Here is a 22,516-nt window from a genome sequence, read left to right as displayed (position 1 = left end):
CGAAGGTTACATGATATCAGCCAGACTTGGAAACTATCTCATCAAATTAGTTCCCCCATAGAACCTCCTTGAGCCATCTTGCACACTTTTCTCTTTTTGTCAAATTTTATGTTAAGAAAGATGTGACTAATGGATAGCTTGATAAGGGGGGTTTGATCCTACCTTGAGTAACACCTAACTACTTAATAAACCATCACCGGGTAAATAGCTAGAGATAGAAATTATGAAGGAAAGCACCGTCCCCAGAATTAATCTCGCCCCTAAACTCAAACGCGATTTATCTTTATGGAATCCCTTTGATTATCTTTTGCTGTTGTACTGGGTGTTTTATTTTCCCCAAGCAGTGCGCTGGTATGTGGAAACGAGAGGCGGCGGCGATAAATTAACAGAACAGAAAACATGGCGCGATAAAATGCAATTTCTCCGCGACCATCGCGTACAATTGCGTCTAGGGATTCAGGGTCTTCTCTTAACTGTAATTACCCCTCTGATTATCTGTAGCATAGCGGCAAATTTAGGACTTTCTGTTGATTGGGTGCGCGTGGTGTACGGCGTGGTGTACGGCGTGGTGTTGGGCGTGGTGTTGGGCGTGGTGTCCGGCGTGGTGTTGGGCGTGGTGTCCGGCGTGGTGTCGGGCGTGGTGTGCGGCGTGGTGTCCGGCGTGGGGTGGGGCGTGGTGTTCGGCGTGGTGTTCGGCGGGGTGTCCGGCGTGGGGTTTATATTCGCCTTTTTCCGTCCTGATAATTGGCTAATCGGGCTTTTGGCTGGTCCCCAAGGGCGACTTTTTCCCCGTATTACCCTTCTACCGCTGCCGGGGTTAACCTCGACTCTACAACAATGGTTACAGCAAGACTGGGAAACGGCTATTAATAACCTCAATCAATACTTTCGGTACAGCTGCCAGTTTATTCCTGTCCTTGTCGCCGTTAACCGCGTTTTATCGCAATTCCCAGAGGCAGAAATTATCTATCGCATCTCCCGTCTGGCAGAAAATCCCTCCGATTGGCAATTGTTAAAATATGCGTCCGCGAAACCGTTTTCTCTTCCTCACAGCAAAATCCGTCTAGATACCCCTGCTCGTGCCGCCGCCGCCGGTTTTTGGTATCTTCACCAACAGGACACCGAAAAAGCCGAAAAAGCCTTTGCTGTGGTACGTTCCCTCGCCTACGGGGAAGAAATGTATAGCCTCGCCCAAACTTTACACCGATTTAGTCAGGCAGCAACTCTCCATAGTATCGCTTCCCTGGAGGTTGCCCCCATTGCCGCAGAACCTTCATTACGTCCGCAAACTTGGCAAGCTATCAGCAGTTTAAATCTAGTTATCACAGAAATGGCTTTAGTCCAGAGAAGTTACTCCCAACAGACCAGATCCCTCGCTCTTAATCGGATTATCGGGGAATTAAGGGATATAACCGACCAACAGGCGGCTACTTTACCCCAAGCAGAAAAAGAATTAATCCTTTCTATCGCCGAAAAATGGGCAGAAATTAGCACATCCATCGCGGGAACGGTGGGAACGGTAACTATTACCCAACCGATTCCTAATCCCTACATTATCGGTGATCCGGTGATCGGTAAACGCTTTGTTGGTCGTGGGGATATCCTGCGGGAACTTCAGTCAATGTGGTCCGGAGATAACCTATCCTCCGTAGTTCTCTATGGTCATCGTCGCATGGGTAAAACTTCGATTCTACGCAATCTGGAGGCATATCTTCCACCAAATGTGTCGGTTATCTACATTAATTTACAGCGCTTGGCCACAGTAACCAGCCTAGCCGAAGTTCTCCTGACTATGGCTGAGGAAATCGCCCAAACTTTGGCAATTGATGCCCCAGAAGAGGAAAAAATCTCCCAACATCCAGAAATGTATTTTAATCGTTATTTAGACCGTCTGATGCGCCAGATTCTGCCGGAAAAAGCTAAAACTGGTTTAATTATTGCCCTCGATGAGTTCGAGATAATTGAGGATTTAATCGAAGCGAATACCCTCCCCCGGAATTTCCTCGGCTATCTGCGTTCCCTTGTCCAGAGTAGTCCGCGTCTAGCTTTTGTTTTTGCCGGATTACATACCCTAGAGGAGATGACTGCCGATTATTTTCATCCTTTTTTTGGCAGTGTTTACCCGATTCCAGTTAGTTTCCTCTCTCCTGAGTCCACTCGCGTTATCCTCGCTAATCCCGTTGGGGAAGACGAGGATTTTCCCCTAGACTATACCCCATCCGCTTTGGACAAAATTTATCAACTTACCCACGGTCAACCCTATTTAGTACAACTGATCGGCTTTCATCTGGTACGTTTTTATAATAAACAGGTCTTTGAGTTGCAACGTCCCCAAGATATTCGTTTTCAGGTGGAAGATGTGGAAAAAGCCATCGATGCTGAGTTTTTCCAAAGGGGGAATTATTATTTTACGGGTGTCTGGAAACAGGCTAAACAAGATGCGGCCGGACAACAGGAAATTTTAATAGTTCTTTCTCCCCATCTGCAAGGATTAACCCGGGCAGATTTACTGTCCAGCACCGGATTAACTGCCACAACTCTCGACCGGGCCCTAAAAACCCTTGAAAATCATCATGTCATCGAATGCCAAGACTCCCATTATCGGATTGCTGTGGAATTATTCCGTCGTTGGGTATCGGAAACAATGGCCTAAGGGACTTGCGCTTTAATAATGTACCTTTTGGGCGAACGCAGTTCGCCCCTACATTAATGTACCTTTTGGGCGAACGCAGTTCGCCCCTACATTGTGGACAAAATCCGTTACTGTAGGGGCGCAAAGCTTGCGCCCTCCGATCGGTTGGGATATTATTCCCACGCAGGTCCCTAAATTCTTTTGTTATATTTTTGGCTAATATTTCAGCCCCAAATAGGGGGGTTACAGGGCAGCACGGATTCCCACTATAACAAAATATTAGAGCAAATCTGGAAATTTGTCAAGGCCTTGGCAATTTTCCGGTTAAAATTGTTTGTTGAGATGGGGTAAGGGACAAGACCCCCCAGGCCCCGACGAAAAACTTTAGTATAATCAAGAACACTGAGTATTTATTAGCTTTTCTGTCTAAGATTGATGTTAAAGGCTGTTCTGTTCGATTTTAATGGGGTGATCATCAATGATGAACCAATCCATCAAGAGTTAATCAATGAAATCTTGCTCGGGGAAAATTTACTGCCCCTAGGGTCGGAATTTGCGGAGTTATGTCTGGGAAGAAGCGATCGCGTCTGTTTGCGTAATGTTCTCACCCGTCGCGGTCGTCAAGTGACCGAGGAGTATCTGACTAAGTTAATTAACAAAAAAACCAGTTTATACCGAGAAAGATTAGGAAAATTAGAGAAACTTCCTATTTATGAAGAGATATACTCTTTTTTAAAACGGGTTAAGGCCAGGGATCTACAAATCGGTTTGGTGACGGGAGCAATACGCTCGGAAGTAGAATCGATCTTGCAACAGACGGGCCTTGGGGATTATTTTAGTGTCATTGTCACCGGGGATGAGATTAGCACCAGTAAACCTCAACCGGATGGTTATTTACTGGCCGTAGAAAGATTCAATCGTTGGAATTTTAATCTGCAATTGCAACCCTGGGAATGTCTGGTGATTGAAGATACTTTTGCCGGTTGCGAAGCGGCAAAAAGAGCGGGAATGCAGGTGGTGGGAATCGCTCATACCTACCCCTTCCATTTTATGCAGAGAGTGTCCAACTGGGCGATCGATAATTTCTCCCAACTAGACCTCGATCGCGTGGAAGAAACTTTTAGCCAAATCGGGGATAAAAAGGAGCGATCGGGATTTTTAGGCGATCTATGACCATCTAGAGGCGATTCACAAGCTGAAAATCCCTACTTGTAAAAATCGGCAATTCGTGTTATGCTAACGAAAGTGCTAAGAAAATGCGGGTGTAGTTTAGTGGTAAAACCCTAGCCTTCCAAGCTAATGATAGGGGTTCGATTCCCCTCACCCGCTTAAGTTGTTGTGCAGTAAACGTCTAAGGAATTATCGGTAATATCAACGGCGATTCTGACTTAGAGATCGCTATCTTCTAAATATCTCCGTAAATCTTTGGTACGCTGCTCGGTGACATTTGCCAAACAATTACTGTAAATCATGGGAGCTATAGAGCCTCCCTCATAGGCACTTCTTTCAAATTCGCAACTGCTGTCTCTAAACTTAATCCAAGCTTGTTGGGCAGCAATTAATTTTTGTTTGCGAGCAGCTGACAGTTTTGGCAGTAGTTGTTGATAAACTTGATTTAACTTGCGATCGGCGTTTTGATAAGCTATGCTGGCACAAATGTTCATTTGGCTTTGAGTCTGGGGATTGTTACAGTTAGGACGTTGAGCTAGTTGCAAGTTCGTCGATCCAGATGTGGGACTTGCAATGCCAGGGGTAGTCATCCCGACGGCAAATAAACTGGCTATGCTTAATACGGTTAGTAAAAACTTGTCCATGGCTACTTATTTTAATGACGGTAAGAATAAAATAACAGAAAGCGGAAAGATTCTTGAAAAAATGTGTATTTGGCGTGATATATAAAAAGTTTCCGTATAATCCATAGTTAGGTTGCCTGAGTTATTGGTGAGGACTGTGTCAAAGCTTATCGGTAAGGAAGGGCAATTCAAGGAAATTAGCTTGCATTTTGCACCTCCAACTCTGTTGCTCCACGGGTTAGAGCTACAAACGCATCTGCTCTAGCACACAGAAGACCAATATTTATGTCAGTTGAGAAATAACCATCTGCCCACGTTGGAAGTTGTAGAGTATTTCCGAGAACTAAGATTGAGTGAGGTCTTATTTGAGTTTGTAGTTGTCGTCTGTATCTATATTCTGATAGTTGTCCCACTCCTAAGCGAATACGAGGTTGAAAGTTTCTTGGGTTAATAGTTTTTACTTCAAAAATAGTCTCTAAGCCGTTCTTTTCTGCGAGTAAATCAACTGAATTTGGATCATCTGATACGTTATAAGAAAGCTCAGTTAGTCTAGCTGCAAGTCTTGCAACGAGTTCTTGATGCTGACGAGTTTTATCACGTAGCCGTGTTCGTCCTTGTAGGATATTTTCAACGTTAACGTTAGGATTTGACTCGGCAACTTCAGGAATGTTGGGTGAAAAAGGTCTGAGGTTGATTTCTGATACCTCAACAGCCACCATAGGACTATCAATTTCATCTAGCAATTCATGATCAGGATAGTTTTCTGAAAGATATTCTTGACTACGCAAATCGTCAGGTGTGACCCATTGAGATTCAATGCTTGGGCTACCGAAGAATCCGTACCACGATAGGGCATTTTCGCGTTCAATTGAACTTTGTGGTATCCAGAAAGTTGCTGGATCACTATGAAAGTCTAAAATAGCTTGAAGCTGGTCGATATCTGCTAAAACAGTAGGTGACAAGGAAATTCTATTTCCTTGTTTACTCGCAAAGTCGCTTTGTCCTAAAAATTGAAACCATTCCTGAATATCTCGTAACCTACGTTGATCAGCCTCAAATGTATCACCGCGCTCTCTCACCTGTAATAGTCTTGTATATGCCTCTTGCCAATCCCTATTGCGAATTGTAGGTACAAGAGCTAGAAGGCACTCACGATTGTCTAGAGTTGGGGAATAACCTTGTCGATATAGCTCAAGCAGAATTTGTAAAATTAGCACTCCTGGCTTAATCAAAATTCCTGAATCAACATCTAGTTCTGTTCGGTTTGGTGGAATTGTTATTCCTGCTTGTGATAACTCTCCTCTCACTGCTGGAGATAAGTCTGTTTTGTGTCCATTGGGATATTGGTAAGCAAGAACTTGAGTAGAGAAGAGTTCAGAGTAACCAATTGTGCCATCGATATACATGAGACCAATCGATGTTAATTGTGGTTGTCTAATATATCTAGTTGAGTAAATTAGACCCAAATCAGGAAGGATTTGTTGATAGTCACGCCATGTATCCACTTGCCCAGAATCGGCTCTGATATTCGCAGTGAATACTCCGCCACTAACCAAAGCTTGATTAACTAGAACCCGATAATTTGGATATTGTCTAAATCGATAAGCTGCCTCTAGAAGAGCAAACACCTCTCTTGAATTCACCCTTCCCATGTGATGATTAAAAGACCAAGAGTATCCTGGGTACGGAAGTGTCAAACTGCTATCTCCTCCTTGCTCAGAGTCTTTAATGTATCTTGAATAGATTTCCCAACAGCAAAAGCAAGAAGTGGAGGGACAGCATTACCAACCTGCCTATACTGTGCTGTTGATGTTCCTAGAAACTTATACCAATCTGGAAATGATTGAAGGCGTGCTGCCTCCCGAACTGTAATATGACGAGGAACATAGGGATGGATATGTGGTCTGCCACCACCTGCCTTGGAACCAACTAGCACTGTCCCTGAAGGCTTTTCGGGATCGATTCTATCTGTATGGTCTACTTTGTCTCTACTTCCAGGCGGAATTTTTTCGTATCGACTACGAACTCTGTCACCATGAATACGAATATCATGATTAGGCAAATTCTCAACCTGCTCTAAAGCTAACTTTGCAGGTATCCAGTCTGGAAGGTGCTGATTAAGCAAATCTAAGCTTGACGGATCACGATATCTAGGTGAAGGAAAATTAAATTCAACGGGTTGACAGAAGCCTACAACAAATACTCTCTTCCTAATTTGCGGTACTCCATAATCGGCGGCATTTAGGATATCTGTATAAATGTCATAACCTGTCTCAACTTGAAAGTGATAATAAAGCTTCTCCCAGTCCTCGCCGTTGTTAAGAGTCAGCAATCCTGGTACATTTTCAAAAACAAAAGCTTGCGGTTTTAGCTCATTTATAAGACGAATGTAGTCAAATACAAGTTGACCTCGATCATCTGCAAAAGAACCTCTTTTACCTAGTATGCTAAATGCTTGGCAGGGTGGTCCTCCTGCAATAAGGCTTATCTTTTCAGTTTTAATTATTTCTTTGATTTCATCTCCTTTCAGATCTCTCACATCTTTAGCTTCTGCTACGCAATCAGGAAAGTTATAAGAAACGGTATCACAGTAGTATTGAACTTCATCATTTGAGTATTTGAAATTGAACCCTGCAAGAGATAAACCTAAATCTAGCCCTCCACCTCCAGAAAAAAGGGAGACTGCAACAAGCTCGTTCCTCTTTTCTTTAGGCAATCTTAGGGAATTTAATGCAGTAAGATATGAGTTCATGCAGGTCTTAGTTAGTTAACCAAAGAGTCATTAGGTATTGGATTGTAGCTTAAAAGGCGACGTTTTGTACCAGAAGTGTTGAATCTCGATATAGAACTTTACAAACTTGGAGTCTTTGCGCAAATTTGAGCTTCCACTCATGAGAATAGAGTCAATAGCAGAGCAAATTTGCTATCATCAAAACCAATGCACACTTTGGTATCAAACACCCAAATCTTAAGATTCAACACTTGTGGTTTTGTACCACTTCGAGCAGAAAATATACCTTTTGTACCCCCTTAGAGTAGGTGTTGTAGGGTTTTAGGTTAGTGGCTGACGGTAACCTAACTTCACCTTTAGACAAACAGTGAAGCCAGAGAGTTGAGGGGCCATAAGCTGCTTCGGAAGATCCGCCTCAGTTAAGAACTTAGGCTCAGACCTGCCTCAGATGCAAACGGGAATCAGTCCCCCGTCAAGGGTGCAGGAGGCATAAGGTTCGCGGCGGACTGTATCGCCCCCTGAACGGTTACAATTTCTTCTTGACAGGCCCTGCCCTGATAGCTCTACTAGGGTTCTTTGGCCACTCCCCTACTCCTCTCTTTGACTGGCTTGTGCAGCTTCTCCCCTTGTCCCCTAGTCCGGCTTTACACCGTCTCTTTTTGACGGGAGGATGTGGTTTTCCTCATTAACGGGATACCGGTCCTCGCGATCGAGTGCAAAAACCCCAAGAAAGATGAAGCTATCGCTCTGGGTATCGACCAGATCCGTCGTTACCATACAGAAACTTGGGAATTATACTAAATCCGTTGAGCATAGGCTACATATCAGGACGGGCAAAAGGCAAGAAGCAATAGGCAAAAGGGGGAATCAATAATCAGTTTTTAATAACCAGATTTAGTATTATTCGTTCCCCAAATGATTTTCACCGCCACCGAAGTGATCGGTTTTTCCTCCCGGGTCATGTGGAACGTGATCCCAAGGAATCTTTTTCACTGGAAAGATGATCTGTTAATGTACGGCGGTAATGCCTGATTTTGTCCTATAGGTCTAATAAAGTTGTTAAGTATTGCCGTTATCGATCGAGATCGGGTTAGCTTGGAGATAGCAGTGAGCATTCAGCTTTAAACACTTAATAACTGCTAACCGAATCATTGATAAGGGGGTTTTTTCATGGCTTTTAGCCGTTCTAGCGGTATTTTGCTTCATCCCACCAGTCACCCCGGCCGTTACGGGATTGGAGAACTAGGTAGGGAAGCCTATCAATTTATCGATTTTTTGGCTCAAAGTGGTCAAAAACTCTGGCAAATTCTCCCTTTAGGCCCCACAGGGTACGGTAACTCTCCCTACATGAGTTTTAGTGCCATTGCCGGCAATCATCTCCTGATTAGTCTCGATATTCTTCGGGAAAAAAACCTGCTTAGTGAGGCAGATTTCGAGGATATTCCCGATTTTCCCCTCGATCAAGTGGATTTTGATAAATTAATCGCTTGGAAAATTCCCCTACTTAGAAAGGCGGCGAGCAATTTTGTCAAGGGTTCTGACACAATTCTTTACAAACAGTTTGCCGGCTTTTGTGCTGGCAATGCCGATTGGTTAGAGGATTACGCCCTATTTATGGCTTTATCCCACGCTTACCAGGGTAAAGCATGGATGGAATGGCCGACAGAAATTCGCGAACGTCATTGGGGTGCGTTGGAAACACCGAAACAGGAGTTACAAGAGGAGATTTTTCTGCACAAATTCCTGCAATTTGAGTTTTTTGAGCAGTGGTTAGCCCTAAAACGCTATGCTAACTCCCTCGGTATCGAGATTATCGGTGATATCCCCATTTATGTCTCCCATAATAGTGCCGATGTTTGGGCAAATCCGCAGGTTTTCCGACTGGATCCGCAAACCGGTAATCCCTTGGAAGTGGCGGGGGTTCCCCCGGATTATTTCTCAGAAACGGGGCAATTATGGGGAAATCCTCTTTATAACTGGGATTATCTCAAAAATACGGGCTTTGAATGGTGGGTACGTCGTTTAAAAGCGGTTCTTTCCCTAGTCGATATCATCCGTATCGATCATTTTCGCGGATTAGAAGCCTATTGGGCGGTGGCTTTCGGCCAGGAAAACGCTATTAATGGTCGTTGGCTCAAGGCCCCGGGTTATGATCTCTTTAATACTATTGGCGCTCGTTTAGGTAAATTGCCGATTATTGCCGAAGATTTGGGCGATATCGACCAAGCAGTCCTAGATTTTCGCGATCACTTTGCCTTCCCCGGGATGAAGATTCTCCACTTTGCTTTTGGGGGTGATGCGGGTAATCCCTATCTTCCTTTCAACGTCGAACGCAACTGTGTGATTTATACCGGCACTCACGATAATAATACCACTGTGGGCTGGTTTCAGGATAACGCTAATGACTACGAAAAAGCGCGACTTTATCAATATCTTGGCGCTCCCAGTGGTCAGGGAGTGGCTTGGGATCTGATTCGACTGGCCTATAGTTCCGTGGCTAATCAGGCGATCGTACCGTTACAGGATGTGTTAGGTTTAGGATCGGATGCGCGTATGAATACCCCCAGTGTCCCAGAAGGCAATTGGTCATGGCGCTATCGTCAGGAAGCTTTAACCGGAGAATATAGCGAGAGATTGCGAGATTTAGTCAATCTTTTTGGCAGAAATCGTTAAATCCCAATCCTTTTGTCGAGACGTTACCCCTAACGTCTCTTTTTGTCCGGTTAATGTGAGGGAGAATTTTTTAGCAATCTTTGCCGGATGCGATCGAGATTTTCTTGACTATTGACGGGTAAATGGGGTAGGGGTAATTCTAAATTGGGCCAATTACTCAAATCATGGCAGGGACAGGATAAACCCGATTGGCCCAGCACTTCAATTGGTACGGGTATAGTACAACGAGCGCAGGGGTGAAATTCCCATTGAGGGGAAAGTAAGTCTTGGATGGTTTGTTGAGTACCTTCTAGGTAACAATCGCCACTTTGAGGATCAAGCATTTTTTGCCAACAATCCTCAAACTCCGACGAATAGCGATCAGCATTGAAAATAGGCAGCGGAAATAGCATAGCTTGGTTTTTGGGACAAACAACTTTTTTTCCCAATTGAAACCAATGGGCGAGATATTGTTTAACGGCGGAGGTGTCTGACATATAGTTTGTGTGGAGGCTGCCCTGATTATTGCTCTTACCATCAATCCTAGCGTTAACTTCCGGTGTCGGACAGGTCTTAGGATGATTGATGATCGAGTTTAATAATTATTTTAGTAACTGAGCATCGGGAGCTAGATTAATCCCAATAAACTCACCATTAAAGCTTTTTGGGCGTGCATCCGATTCTCCGCTTGTTCCCAGACTTTTGATTGTACACCCTCGATCGCCCCGTCGGTAATTTCTTCACCCCGGTGAGCAGGCAAACAATGGAGAATAATCGCATCTTTGTCAGCGTGACTCATTAGCTGTTCGTTGACTTGGTAGGGCTGAAAAACGGGAATTCGGGCATCAGCGAGGCTTTCCTGTCCCATACTCGCCCAGACATCAGTATAGACCACCTGAGAGTCTTTTACGGCGGTAACGGGATCGTCGGTAATTAGGATTTTACTACCGGTTTTCTCGCCAATAGCCTGGGCGCTGGCGACAATTTCCCCATCCGGTTGATAGTTTGCGGGGGAGGCAACCCGCACATTTAACCCCATCAAAGCACCACCCAAGAGGAGAGAATTAGCGACATTATTACCATCCCCCACATAGGTGAGGTTAATTCCCCTTAAAGTCTGAAAAGTCTCTTGGATAGTCTGTAAATCGGCTAATATCTGGCAGGGATGTTCTAAATCCGTTAAAGCGTTGATAATCGGGATGCGCGAGTAATTGGCAAAAGCTTCTAAATCCTCTTGTTTAAAGGTGCGAACCGCGAGAATATCGAGATAGCGATCGAGTACCCGGGCTGTATCGGCTAAGGGTTCCCCTCGTCCCACTTGGGTTACACTGGGATTAAGATCGATCACCTGTCCCCCTAACTGGTACATGGCGACGGTAAAGGAAACCCGGGTCCGAGTGGAAGCTTTATAAAATAGCAATCCTAAGACTTTTTTGCAGCTAGGGTTAAGAGTGCCAGCTTTAAGCTGTGCCGATAGATTGAGTAGGGCGCTGATTTCTTCGCTACTCATGTCGGTTATTCTTAAAACATCTCGTCCTTTTAAAGTGGCTACCATTGGTTTTTCTCTCGATAAACAGGGGTCTTGATTGGGCTTTATGGCAGTTAGCGATTAGCAAAAATCTTGAGTAAAGACCTTATTATAATCCAGTTTTTTCGCTATTAGGCAATTTTTCCCGAAAATTTTCATTTTGGGGGATGTTAGTCCAGCTAACACCCCCAATTTTTCTGTTAAATTAGGTAGGTGTTAAACATTGTCAGATTCACCCCTTATCAAGGTAGATCCCCCCGCCTATCGGCACCCCCCTTATCAAGGTAGATCCCCCCGCCTATCGGCACCCCCCTTATCAAGGTAGATCCCCCCGCCTATCGGCACCCCCCTTATCAAGGGGGGCAGGGGGATCAAACCCAAAATCTAATTTCTACTTAACTAATTTTGCCCCACACTTAGAACAAAAATTAGACGAGGGCGGGTTTTTGTGTCCACAATTACCGCAGATAATTAAAGCTGGGTTAACCACTTCCGTCACCGAAGAAAGAGGAATTTCTCCACCGCTATCCAACTTATAGTTATGGATTAACTGCAAAATAATTGCATCTTCCCGTTTATATTCTGTATTATCTTTTCCTCCTGTCAACTCCTCGGAACGTTGTTGTAAATATTCAATGAAAGTCCGATACAAAGCTTGTTTTTTCTCGGGAGTGGCTGCAGCCTGTAACTTAGCCGTCACCTGACTTTGAATTTTTTCCTTATCTTCGCGACAAGCTTTTACTTCTAACACCTGTACCGCATCTTCCCAACTGGTGGCGATATCGACTTTTTTTAATCCCGTTGCGGTTTTAATTTCATAGCGAATTGTTTTCTCATTAGTGACTCGATTGACTTCTGGAAAAAGCACTTTTAAAGCTCGGGCAGTCACCACCAATTGATAAATACTCGGATCTTCGGGAAAAACATCCCAGAAAGGAGGTTCCTTTTGGATATGTACGGGGATGGGTAAATCGCGATTTTCACCCATTTGTTGGGCGCGTTTAGCAAGAATAAACTCTCCTTTCCAGTCCTGATAGGATTGCCGCAGTTCTCGCATTCCCTCGAGACAACGTAGGGAAAAACCGCCAATTTCCTGCACGAAGACAAGACGATATTTTTCCACGTCTCCCAAGGGTTTAATATCGTCTTCGTTGGCAATAAATTCCCGCAGTTTCGGAATAATTTTTTGGGCTGCTGGGTTACTGGTATTTCTTCCTCCAATCAGGGCAACATTTTGATTTAATTGCGGTGTAAAACCCGCATCTTTTCCCCGCAAAACCGCAGGATTGAGCATAATTAGGGGTCGCGATTTTTGGTAGGCAATGCGAAGATTATTGATAATATCGGCATCGTTGTTATAAATTTTTAACAAGCGATCACAAGCGGCTAATTCCTGCTGAATGCGACTACTAGCGGGGGCATTTTGTAGTAGTTGATTAGCTTGATTTAGGATAACTTGTTGAAAATCTCTTTGACGAATATCGGCAATCTCGGTGATGTCAAATAAACGCATATTTTCATCGGCGCGGCGCGTTTCTTTCCAGAGGGGGCTAGATTGCTTTAAAATCTCTTCTGAGAGGGGTAAACAAAGGTTATCCATACCCGTATCGTAGGCATTTTTGTTACCAGCAATCCCGGAGGCAAATTGTTCGATAAAGTCTTGATAAAGACTATTTAATTCTTGTCTTTCAAATAATTTAATCCCATTAATTAACAAAGCATCGGCACTATCAATCTGTTGATTAGACTGGAGATTAAATAGATCGCGACTTTGAATTAATTTCTGACGAAAGCGATTAAACCGGCTTTCTAATTGATTGAGATGTTCCAGTAAACGATTAATAACCTCTACTCCTGCACCTCTGGTTTTTCGTTGAATATTGGCCATTAAATGACCTTCCAATCCCGTTAAAGCTTGTTCACAATATTCTTCCATCTTATCTTTTTTCGAGATATGAAGTTTATCTTTCAGATCATTAATTTCTGCCAAGGCTGTGTCGTATTCCCGTTGACGTTTACTTTCGTTTTGACTCCAAACCTGTTCTTGATCGCGACGGAATTTTTCCGCTATGTCGGTGAAGATTTGTCGTACTGAAACAATAAAACTCTCGGCAAATTTTACCCCACGATTTCGATCCTCAAGGATATTATAAAACTCCATTTCTAGAGACTTTTTACCCCGTTGAATAATTTCATCCCGGTTACTATAAATCTTTTTCAGGTAATCGCCGTGCAGCCGTTCATCGGGACTCAATTCTAGTAAATGATTGCGTTTAAATTCCTCGACTCTTGGCGTTAAATAATCATTAATAAATTGCAGGATTTTTCCCTGTTCATTACCTAAAATATTAACACCCTGTTTGGTACAAGATAGCCAATTATCTTGATTGATTTCCTGACGAGTTTCGTTAATCCATTGGGAGATTATGGCAATTAAAGAGCGATCCTTGTCGGCACATAAATCCATAATTAATTCCCCTTCGCTCAAGCGCATTCTTTTGAGGATATCACCTCTGACTAACTCCAACATTTGAGCGGGCAAAATCACGGAATCATTCAGCCACCAATTAATTAAATCTTTGGCTAAACGTTCCGATAAGGAGGCACGAATTTGGGCAATAGGAATTTCAATAGTTGATAGCCCAAAACTCATAAATTGCTTAGGATAACCGCGACCTCCCGGGTCAGCTTGCGCCCAAGAACCCTTAATATTATCTCTAATGGAACGCTTATGGGGGGCAAAATCAGAGGTCATATCTAGGAAGATATTTTGGGCGATCATTTCCCGAATTTGACCGAGTTTAAAATCACCTTCGCCGTTTTTTGTCCCCACTAAATAGGTAAAATCAAAGGGTGGTAATTTACTAACCACTTCATCGACCAAACCACTGCTAAACTGTTGATGATATTCGGTTCTGTAGTCAGAAAAGTAATTTAATTCCATCAGGGCAGCGTAACCATTAGCCAAAACTCGATCGCCGACACTAATCCCCGCAAATGCTTCAGGAGTCGGAACAATTGCCGTACTCAAAGGACTACTTTCCCCTCGTAACCAATTACGAATACAGTAACCTATATCGATTAACATTCCGCTACCCGTACCACCGTTTAAAGACCCCGTAGTAAAGACATTAATAGCAGTATTATTAACTTTAATTCCATAGCGATCGAGCATAAAGTTTTCTTGCCCTTTTACCCGTCTCACCGCGTCTAGAAATTTTCTTTGGATCTCATGATAATTACAAAATAAAGCAAAACGACCACAGGCGCGAATTTGTCCCGCTCCCGCTTCTAGGGAAGTAATATTTCTCTCTAATTCTGGGGGAAACCAACTATTAATCCAGGGATATCTATCCATGTCAGATACCATCTCCTGTACCTGTTTTCCACTCACCCGGGCCCAGTGTTTTTCGTTATCTTTAAAAGCACTGCCAGCAGCTTCAGGATTACTGATTTTATAATCCTTATCCGTATCAACCACCAAAAAACTGACAATCGGAAAATTACTCAAACTGCCATAACTTTCCTCGATTAAGCGACGCAATCGCGATAAAATTTCGTTACCCGTGCCACCAATACCCACTAAAACCGTGGGAACCATGCTTTTTTCTTCTACTGCTGCTGGCATAATTATTTAACTCCTAAGGCCATTTCTTGACGGTTGCGGGGGACTTCGTAGGTGAGGAAATCGTAGGCTAATTTAGTGTTAGGAAAAATCGCCCGCGCTTCCTCTAACAGATTGGAAATATCCAGAGAATTACCCGGTAGATAACGGGGGCTAAAATGGGTCATTAATAACAATTTTACCTGGGCTGCCAAGGCCACTTGGGCTGCCATCGTTGAAGTGGAGTGAACACTTTCAAAGGCTAACCCGGCATCTTGGTGAGCAAAAGTCGCCTCATGAATTAGCACATCTGCATTCTGTGCCAATTCGATCGAGCCTTCACAGAAAATAGTATCGGTACAATAGGCAATTTTACGGCCGATTTCCGTTTCTCCGCAGAGGGACTGACCGCGAATTTTTCTGCCATCGGGAAGGGTGACAGTTTCCCCTCTTTTCAGCTTGCCGTAAATCGGTCCGGGGGGAATACCCAAAGCGTTGGCTTTTTCCACATCAAAACGTCCTGGACGGTCTTTTTCGGCGATACGATAACCGTGGGCGGGAATACGATGTTTTAGTAGCTGACAGGAGACGGTAAATTCTTCATCTTCGTAGAGTATGCCGGGGGAAACGGCATGGACACGCACCCGATTGGCTAAATTAGTATAGGAATACTTAGCACAAGCACGCAGATATTCCGCTAGTCCGGGGGGTCCGTAGATATCAATATCCTGAGCAGAACCGGCTAATCCGATACTGGCTAACAGTCCCATTAAACCAAAGATATGATCTCCGTGCATGTGGGTGATAAAAATGCGTCGGATTTGGGAACTTTTTAGGTCGCTACGCAGTAACTGGTGTTGAGTTCCTTCTCCACAGTCAAACAGCCATATTTCCGCCCGTTGCGGCAAACGAAGGGCGATACTAGAGACATTGCGGGAACGAGTGGGAACCCCAGAACTGGTTCCTAAAAAAGTAATCTCCACAGGATAGCTGTCAGGATAGAGGATTCTTTTTCTAGTCTAGGCTGTTTTTATCGGTTTCTCGATCGAATTGCTGCTTTTCTGTATTTGATCACTTGGAAACAGGAAATCCCCTGATTTTGACCTAACTCTGCAATAATTACTCGCAGCCAGAAATAGGTTGGCGCATCTATCATACTTTGTGCTTTTTGTCAAAAAAACTTTTTTTTTGCAATAAAACTACACAAAAAAAAGATCATCGTTATGGGTGAAATTGACTGATTTAACCGTCTTAGTTAGGATCACCTTGTAGATGTGGCAAGGGGTTCAGTCATTGCTGCCCAAAAAAGCACAGAAGAACCCATTGTGAAATTCAGTAAAATCGCTGTAACCATGATAACATCGTTGTTAAATAAAAATATTTCTCAATTAATTCTTAAGAACTTGTAAATATTGCGGAATGTTAATTTAAATATTCTCAAGTTTGTGGAGTCAATGGATAATTTTTGCTTATCTTTAAGCAACATGGGGTTAGAAGTCAGTCCCGATGAAAAAATTTTCACCCCCACAGATGAAAGAGGTTTCCTTCCCTACACCCTACACCGTCTTTCCAGTCAGGAATCATACCAAATTTCAAAAACTATGGCCTACTTAGGGTTTGCTGAAAAAGTGTATTGGTGGGGTTAGGATTCGGTCGTCAGTAGCCGGTCGTCGGTCGTTTCAGGCTTTGTTGCCCTCTCTTTTTGTACCAATTTGTGTACTATAAAAAGGATAATGCCAGGTTTTTGAGGGTCCCAATCCGATTTTCGCAGCATGAACATCGGATTTTAACAGGTCAAAAGCCTTATTTTAGAAGGGTTTTACCATTATTCAGCAAGCCCTAATTATTCATTATTTTGACATTTTTCAATCTCTTCATCTTTAGATTCCCGCAACAATTTACGGGGATATTTATTCACCTTTTAGAAAGCAAAGTAATTGCTTTTTTACCACTAACATAAACCGTCTCTATCCATAATTTTCTCGCTTCTTCAATATTAATAATCACTTCCTCTAAAGTTTCCCCCTGACTCATACATCCGGGTAAATTGGGAATTAACGCAGTGTATCCGCCCTCTTCTTCGGGATAAATTGAAATCGGATATTTAAGAGATAGAAAGTCTTCTAATATTGGTTGTTCCATCGATAGGTCTAAATAGGTCTAACCGAGTCGCCAATTTGAGGGTTTTCAAAAGGTAACGTTTCGGATAATTCCCGTACTAGCAGTTTATTTAACAATTCACGATTTATTAGCTCGGATATTGGCTTTTTATCGTTCTTAGAATTCGCTCCTACGGCTCTTTTTAAGAATTTTCCTATCAAATCGGACGGGGTTTCTTGTTCTTTAAGCAATAACTCCAGCAATCTAGATCCTTTATTATTGCTTCTATCCGATTGTAAAATCGATATTTTTTCTTGAACAAAAGTAATTGTCCCCGTCCCTCTCACTAAGTCAAGATAGCCTAAAGACTCACCAGTCTGAGGATCTTTTATTTCCTCTTCGCTGGTATTGTAAACTAACATTCTTTGACCTTCTCGAATTCCACTAATTTCACCTCTATTGATCACTAATTTATAGTCGTCAATAACTTTGACAACTTTGGCGGGAAAGGTTCCTTTAGGAGATAAAATGGGTTTTTCGGCTACATTTTCCATATTTTCCTCTATGGTGAACTATGTTTTCTAAGAACGCCAGGTCTGACTCTGGTTTCTTGAATAATTTTTAAATCGTTACTCGCCAATCGATCTAGAATTACCTGATAGATTGTTTGAGGTTTGTCAATGATCGCGTGTATCTTGCCGTCCTTTGGATTAATATATTCAACAAAACCCTCTCCTATTAATCTTTCAAACCCATCTTCATCGGTATAATAAAAAGAGACAAGTAACTCGATCGTAAACAGACTAGAGGAATCAAGAAGGCATAAAATATTATTATTTCCTTGCTTTTGAGACCTCAAAATCCTGGGAGTAATTCCCTGTTTAATAATATTTTCTAAATTTTGGTTTACCTCCTGAAGTTGCTTAACTTCTGCCTCTAATTTTTGCTTCTGTCTAAGAAGTGTGTTAACAGCACTTAACAAAGTGGCTATAAACAGTAGGGTGAAGAAACTGACAATAATTACTAGATCTAGAGGGATAGAAGTATTGAATGGATAACGAATTAAGGCAATACCTCCTAAAAATCCAAGAAGACCGAGTAAAACCCCTTGAATTTCGTTAAAACTAGACCAGATTAACCCCCAAAAGTTATTTTTCATCTTTGTTCAAAACTCAAGAGACCGGTGATTAGCCAGTCTCTCAAGTCTTATCTATCTATTCTACTCGATTCCTTCGATACGGTCCTCCACTTCTTGATAAAGTTCCTGTAAGCGGTCTAAATTCTCTTGAGAAGTTTCCCAGTAACCGCGACCATTAACTTCTAGCAGGGTTCCCACCATCTTGCGGAAAGAATTAGGATTGAGATTCATCAGACGCTGACACATTTCCTCATCTTGAATAAAAGTGGTGTTCACATCTTCATAAACCCAATTATCCACCGCATCAGCAGTTGCCGACCATCCCATCGTATTAACCAAACGCTTCGATAATTCTCGGACTCCTTCGTAACCGTGACTTAACATTCCCTCGTACCATTTGGGATTGAGTAACTTGGTGCGGGTATCCAAGCGCACGGTTTCCGATAAAGTACGCACCTGAGCATTAGCGGTGGTAGTATCAGCAATATAGGCCGCCGGTTTTTTGCCATCATCGCGTAAACTAGCGACAACTTTTGTCGGGTCCGAGTCGAAATAGTGGGAAACATCGGTTAAACTAATCTCGCTAGAATCCAAGTTTTGGAAAGTTGCCTCCGCAGTTTTTAAAGATGCTTCAAACAACTGACGATTATCGGCCATCATCCCCGGATTATCAGAGTCGAAAGCAAAACCCTTGCGGTTGAGATACATATTCTGTAACTCTTTTTCATCTTCCCAACTGCTATTTTCCACCGCGAGATTGATATTAGAAGAATAGGAACCAGAAGCATTAGAAAAGATGCGGGTGGCTGCCTGTCGAACCGTTAAACCCATCTCTTTTGCTTGTGACCTAGCGTGTTTGCGGACATAATTCATCTCCATCGGTTCATTTGCCTCCGCAGCCATTTTTACGCCTTGGTCAAGCAAATTCATCTGATTGATAAATAAATCCCGGAAGACACCAGAACAATTCACCACCACATCAATGCGCGGTCTTCCTAACTCCTCTAGGGGAATCAATTCCAGTTTATTCACCCGTCCCAAAGCATCGGGAAGAGGACGAACCCCCACCATCCAGAGAATTTGTGCTAGGGATTCCCCATAAGTTTTGATATTATCCGTTCCCCAGAGAACACAAGCGATAGTTTCAGGATATTTACCGCCATTATCCAGTTTTTGCCGTTCTAACAGACGATCCACCACGATTTTAGCCGATTTTACCGCCGCTAGGGTCGGGATAGACTGGGGGTCTAAAGCGTGGATATTTTTACCCGTCGGTAAAACTCCGGGGTTACGGATGGGGTCGCCACCAGGACCGGGAAGAACGTATTCCCCTTCCAATGCTTTTAATAGGGCCCCCAATTCATTATCAGCACAGACCTGTTCTAAACAGAATTCTAGGTATTCAAACAGGGGTTTTAACGCCACCGGATCAACTTGTGGATAACCCATCGACCGTAAAGTTTCCAGCCAAGGCGATCTTGCCCTGAGCGAAGTCGAAGGGTTCTTGCCTATATTCAAGAAATTCAGCTTAGAAAGCATCGATACCCGACCTGACCCGTCGGTTTGGGACTTGACTAAAGTTGCGACGGCAGCGCGAGTCGCGAGGGTGATGTTTTGCAGTAGTTCCACATCCTCCAGCACACCTCGATCGCTATTGCGATAAACTTCCTCTATATCCCGGCCGATGCTGTTAGCAATAATCCGGGGTAAGGAAAGTAAATCGTCCTCTTCCCGGTCTAAACTGGCAATATTGACCAAAGTTGCCACCGCCTCTTCCGCCGAGGGGGGTTTCCCAATAACGTGAAGTCCGCAGGGAAGCAAGCGCGATTCAATTTCCATCAGTTTACGATAGACGGAACCGACGATATTATCCCGTTCCTCTTGACTGAGATGGGCAGTGTCACTATCCCTTCGGCCTGGCTCAGGGCAAGCAGGTAAACTTATATCTTTGTCAAGATTGACTAAGCGACATTTATCGACAATAGTATTGACAATTTGCACCCCACGCCCACTATCCTTCAGGGTTTGGTAGGAACCGATCAACTCGCTTAATTCTTTTAACCCTTTGTAGAGTCCAGCATTTTCTGCGGGGGGAGTAAGATAGGAGATGGTTTCCGCATAACTGCGACGTTTAGCGATTGTCGCTTCGCTCGGATTATTAGCGGCATAATAGTAGAGATTGGGAATCATCCCGATGAGGTTATCGGGGTAGCATTCCCCAGACATTCCCATCTGTTTCCCCGGCATAAATTCTAGGGAACCGTGGGTGCCAAAATGGAGAACCGCGTCTGCTTTCCAGACTTGATTGAGATAGGTATAGTAGGCTGCAAAACCGTGGTGGGGACTAGCAGAACGAGAAAATAGCAGACGCATCGGATCCCCTTCATAACCGAAGGTAGGTTGAACCCCGATAAAGACATTACCGAACTCTTTCCCGTAGATTAACAGATTTTGTCCATCACTGTTGAGATGTCCAGGTGGTGGTCCCCAATTTTCCTCTAAACGGACAGAATAGGGGGTTAAACGCTCGTATTCCGGTACAGACATCCGATAGGCGATATTTAGCTCCGGACTATGGTACTGTGCGGTGGCATCATGGATTACCGCTTCCATCAGTTCTTTGGGAGATGCGGGTAAGTCCTGCAAGTCATAACCATTATTTTGTAAAGCTTGCATCACCTCGTAGATAGAACCGAACACATCTAGATAGGCTGCGGTTCCCACATTCCCCTTATCAGGGGGGAAACTAAACACAGTGATGGCGACTTTTTTATTCAGTTTCGGTTTCTTTCTTAGGTTAGCCCATTTTAGCGCCCGTTGAGCGATCGCTTCTACCCGATCCTGTAAAGCGATCGCTTTACCCGTCGCCCCATCCCGGCCCGATAATATAATAGGTTCGATCGCACCGTCTAATTCCGGAATAGCAATCTGTAGCGCCACTTGAATCGGGTGTAACCCCAAATCGCTTTCTTCCCATTCCTGAGTAGTTTGGAAAACTAGCGGTAACGCGCACATATAGGGACGATTGAGACGTTTTAAAGATTCTATCGCTGACCGATGATCTTGTCGCGCTGGACCCCCCACTAAAGCAAATCCTGTCAGGGAAATTACTGTGTCAACGATAGCAACCGCTTCCACTCCTTTTAAGCTTTTATCCCAGAAGTATTCCTCTACCGGTTTAGAAAAATCTAATCCCCCAGCAAAAACAGGAAGGACTCGCGCACCCATAGACTCAAATTCCTGCACGAGAGCGACATAATGAGCGTCATCACCAGTAACCAGGTGAGTTCTCTGTAAAATTAAGCCCACACAGGGAGCCAAGGGGTCTTTTAGGTCATCAGCAATATCACTGCGGTTATTGTACCAAGCGAAGTATTCCTTGACATCCGACCACATTTTCATCGATAAAGGATGCCAGATACCCAGATCCGGATAAACTACCGGTTCTTTGTAAACTACACTGTCATCCTTGTTATCAAAGACGTACTTATCGGCCAACATTAACAGGAAATTCTCTAAATTTTCTGCCGAACCCCCCAGCCAATACTGGAAACTTAACATAAAGTTGCGTGCGTCCTGAGCTTTTTCCATGGGGAGGTATTTCAGGACTTGCGGTAAAGTTCGCAATAACTTTAACATCGCATCTTGGAAACCAGCGCCGGAGTTTTCCCTGCGCTTTTTCATAAAATTAGCGATGACACTCTTAGACTGTCCCAATTGAGCCATCGAAAAGCTGCCTAACTTATTTAAGCGCATTACCTGGGGCATAGAGGGAAAGACAATCGCCGCATCTAATTTATCCCGATGGGGACCGACAGCGGCCACAACTTTATCGGCTAAATCTTCGATAAAGATAAGAGAAGCAATGAAAATATTAGCTTTGGCTACATCCTCCTGAAAATTGCGATAATTTTCTGCATCGCGCAGTTCTTCGATTAAATAACCACTAATTTCGATCGCTAGTTTCCGGTTGTTAGCGTTGATTTCCCTGACCGCACTACTCAGCGCACTTTGGTACTGAGGTTCTAGCACGACATAGACCACCTTGACCAGCGATCGACCATTCAACCCGTCGGGAACTATGTGACGAATGGTGGACTTGACGTGAGTGAACATATATGATGGTTCTCCTTATTATTGCTGAGTCTGGTATGAAGTGATTTTCGTCATCAGATGACGATCGCCCTTTGTTTAAGGTATTTAGATATATGTTTCTGTTTTGTATCAGAAAATGTAACCCAAGTGAGTATTTACTCTGGGTTTTGACACAATTCGATAAATATCTTGCCATATTTTGTAACAGATGGTAAAGAGCTTTCGGAGTAACTGCTCAAGCTT

At 43.5% G+C, this 22,516-nt stretch carries 16 protein-coding genes and 1 tRNA gene; 6 read left to right on the top strand and 11 right to left on the bottom strand.

Annotated features, from left to right (window positions below; translation table 11 throughout):
• Positions 1–223: 223 nt before the first annotated feature.
• The 3 genes from ACOCD9_RS14685 (at position 224) to ACOCD9_RS14675 (ending at position 3,961) form a co-directional block, all read left to right on the top strand.
• Positions 224–2,653 (top strand): AAA family ATPase, encoded by a 2,430-nt coding sequence (locus tag ACOCD9_RS14685; protein WP_419547857.1) that lies wholly within the window; start codon positions 224–226, stop codon positions 2,651–2,653.
• Positions 2,654–3,067: 414 nt separating this feature from the next.
• The gene (locus ACOCD9_RS14680; RefSeq protein WP_106909663.1) at positions 3,068–3,805 is read left to right on the top strand and encodes an HAD family hydrolase; all 738 of its coding nucleotides are present in this window, start codon (positions 3,068–3,070) and stop codon (positions 3,803–3,805) included.
• Between the two features lie 85 nt (positions 3,806–3,890).
• Positions 3,891–3,961: transfer RNA gene (locus tag ACOCD9_RS14675), tRNA-Gly, on the top strand.
• Between the two features lie 59 nt (positions 3,962–4,020).
• Here ACOCD9_RS14675 and ACOCD9_RS14670 read toward each other — a convergent pair.
• From ACOCD9_RS14670 to ACOCD9_RS14660, 3 genes are all read right to left on the bottom strand, one after another.
• Positions 4,021–4,446, bottom strand: a complete 426-nt coding sequence (locus ACOCD9_RS14670) for a lysozyme inhibitor LprI family protein (RefSeq protein ID WP_002803944.1) — start codon at positions 4,444–4,446, stop codon at positions 4,021–4,023.
• Between the two features lie 176 nt (positions 4,447–4,622).
• Positions 4,623–6,068, bottom strand: coding sequence for a hypothetical protein (locus ACOCD9_RS14665; RefSeq protein ID WP_419547856.1), 1,446 nt, complete (start codon positions 6,066–6,068; stop codon positions 4,623–4,625).
• Between the two features lie 50 nt (positions 6,069–6,118).
• Positions 6,119–7,177, bottom strand: a complete 1,059-nt coding sequence (locus ACOCD9_RS14660; RefSeq protein ID WP_002803950.1) for a DNA cytosine methyltransferase — start codon at positions 7,175–7,177, stop codon at positions 6,119–6,121.
• A gap of 651 nt (positions 7,178–7,828) precedes the next feature.
• Between ACOCD9_RS14660 and ACOCD9_RS14655 the strand changes: the two genes are divergently transcribed.
• Positions 7,829–7,957, top strand: coding sequence for a type I restriction endonuclease (locus ACOCD9_RS14655; RefSeq protein WP_080602289.1), 129 nt, complete (start codon positions 7,829–7,831; stop codon positions 7,955–7,957).
• A gap of 369 nt (positions 7,958–8,326) precedes the next feature.
• Positions 8,327–9,829 carry a 4-alpha-glucanotransferase gene (gene malQ, locus ACOCD9_RS14650; RefSeq protein ID WP_419547855.1) on the top strand — a complete coding sequence of 501 codons (1,503 nt, stop codon included), beginning with the start codon at positions 8,327–8,329 and terminating at the stop codon, positions 9,827–9,829.
• Between the two features lie 50 nt (positions 9,830–9,879).
• Here malQ and ACOCD9_RS14645 read toward each other — a convergent pair whose 3' ends face one another.
• The 4 genes from ACOCD9_RS14645 to ACOCD9_RS14630 form a co-directional block, all read right to left on the bottom strand.
• Positions 9,880–10,305, bottom strand: coding sequence for a hypothetical protein (locus ACOCD9_RS14645; protein WP_419547854.1), 426 nt, complete (start codon positions 10,303–10,305; stop codon positions 9,880–9,882).
• A 131-nt stretch (positions 10,306–10,436) separates the two neighbouring features.
• The gene (argF, locus tag ACOCD9_RS14640) at positions 10,437–11,363 is read right to left on the bottom strand and encodes an ornithine carbamoyltransferase (protein ID WP_002762401.1); all 927 of its coding nucleotides are present in this window, start codon (positions 11,361–11,363) and stop codon (positions 10,437–10,439) included.
• Between the two features lie 364 nt (positions 11,364–11,727).
• The gene (locus ACOCD9_RS14635) at positions 11,728–14,964 is read right to left on the bottom strand and encodes a tubulin-like doman-containing protein (RefSeq protein WP_419547853.1); all 3,237 of its coding nucleotides are present in this window, start codon (positions 14,962–14,964) and stop codon (positions 11,728–11,730) included.
• Between the two features lie 2 nt (positions 14,965–14,966).
• On the bottom strand, positions 14,967–15,923 hold the full coding sequence (locus tag ACOCD9_RS14630; protein ID WP_287702872.1) for a ribonuclease Z: 957 nt from the start codon (positions 15,921–15,923) through the stop codon (positions 14,967–14,969).
• A 471-nt stretch (positions 15,924–16,394) separates the two neighbouring features.
• Here ACOCD9_RS14630 and ACOCD9_RS14625 point away from each other — a divergent pair, with 471 nt between their 5' ends.
• Positions 16,395–16,586 (top strand): hypothetical protein, encoded by a 192-nt coding sequence (locus tag ACOCD9_RS14625; protein ID WP_287714862.1) that lies wholly within the window; start codon positions 16,395–16,397, stop codon positions 16,584–16,586.
• A gap of 268 nt (positions 16,587–16,854) precedes the next feature.
• Here the strand turns inward: ACOCD9_RS14625 and ACOCD9_RS14620 are convergent, their stop codons facing one another.
• The 4 genes from ACOCD9_RS14620 to ACOCD9_RS14605 are packed head-to-tail and all read right to left on the bottom strand — an operon-like array spanning position 16,855 to position 22,294.
• Positions 16,855–17,082 (bottom strand): type II toxin-antitoxin system HicB family antitoxin, encoded by a 228-nt coding sequence (locus ACOCD9_RS14620; RefSeq protein ID WP_287702868.1) that lies wholly within the window; start codon positions 17,080–17,082, stop codon positions 16,855–16,857.
• A gap of 8 nt (positions 17,083–17,090) precedes the next feature.
• The gene (locus tag ACOCD9_RS14615; RefSeq protein ID WP_008196688.1) at positions 17,091–17,594 is read right to left on the bottom strand and encodes a hypothetical protein; all 504 of its coding nucleotides are present in this window, start codon (positions 17,592–17,594) and stop codon (positions 17,091–17,093) included.
• 8 nt (positions 17,595–17,602) lie between these two features.
• A complete protein-coding gene (locus ACOCD9_RS14610) occupies positions 17,603–18,199 on the bottom strand; it encodes a hypothetical protein (protein WP_002794452.1) in 597 nt (198 codons plus the stop codon).
• 60 nt (positions 18,200–18,259) lie between these two features.
• Positions 18,260–22,294, bottom strand: a complete 4,035-nt coding sequence (locus tag ACOCD9_RS14605) for a magnesium chelatase subunit H (protein ID WP_419547852.1) — start codon at positions 22,292–22,294, stop codon at positions 18,260–18,262.
• Between the last annotated feature and the right edge of the window lie 222 nt (positions 22,295–22,516).

The organism is Microcystis sp. (assembly GCF_048564745.1).
Classification (GTDB): Bacteria; Cyanobacteriota; Cyanobacteriia; order Cyanobacteriales; family Microcystaceae; genus Microcystis; species Microcystis ichthyoblabe_A.
This window is presented reverse-complemented; position numbering and strand designations above follow the sequence as displayed.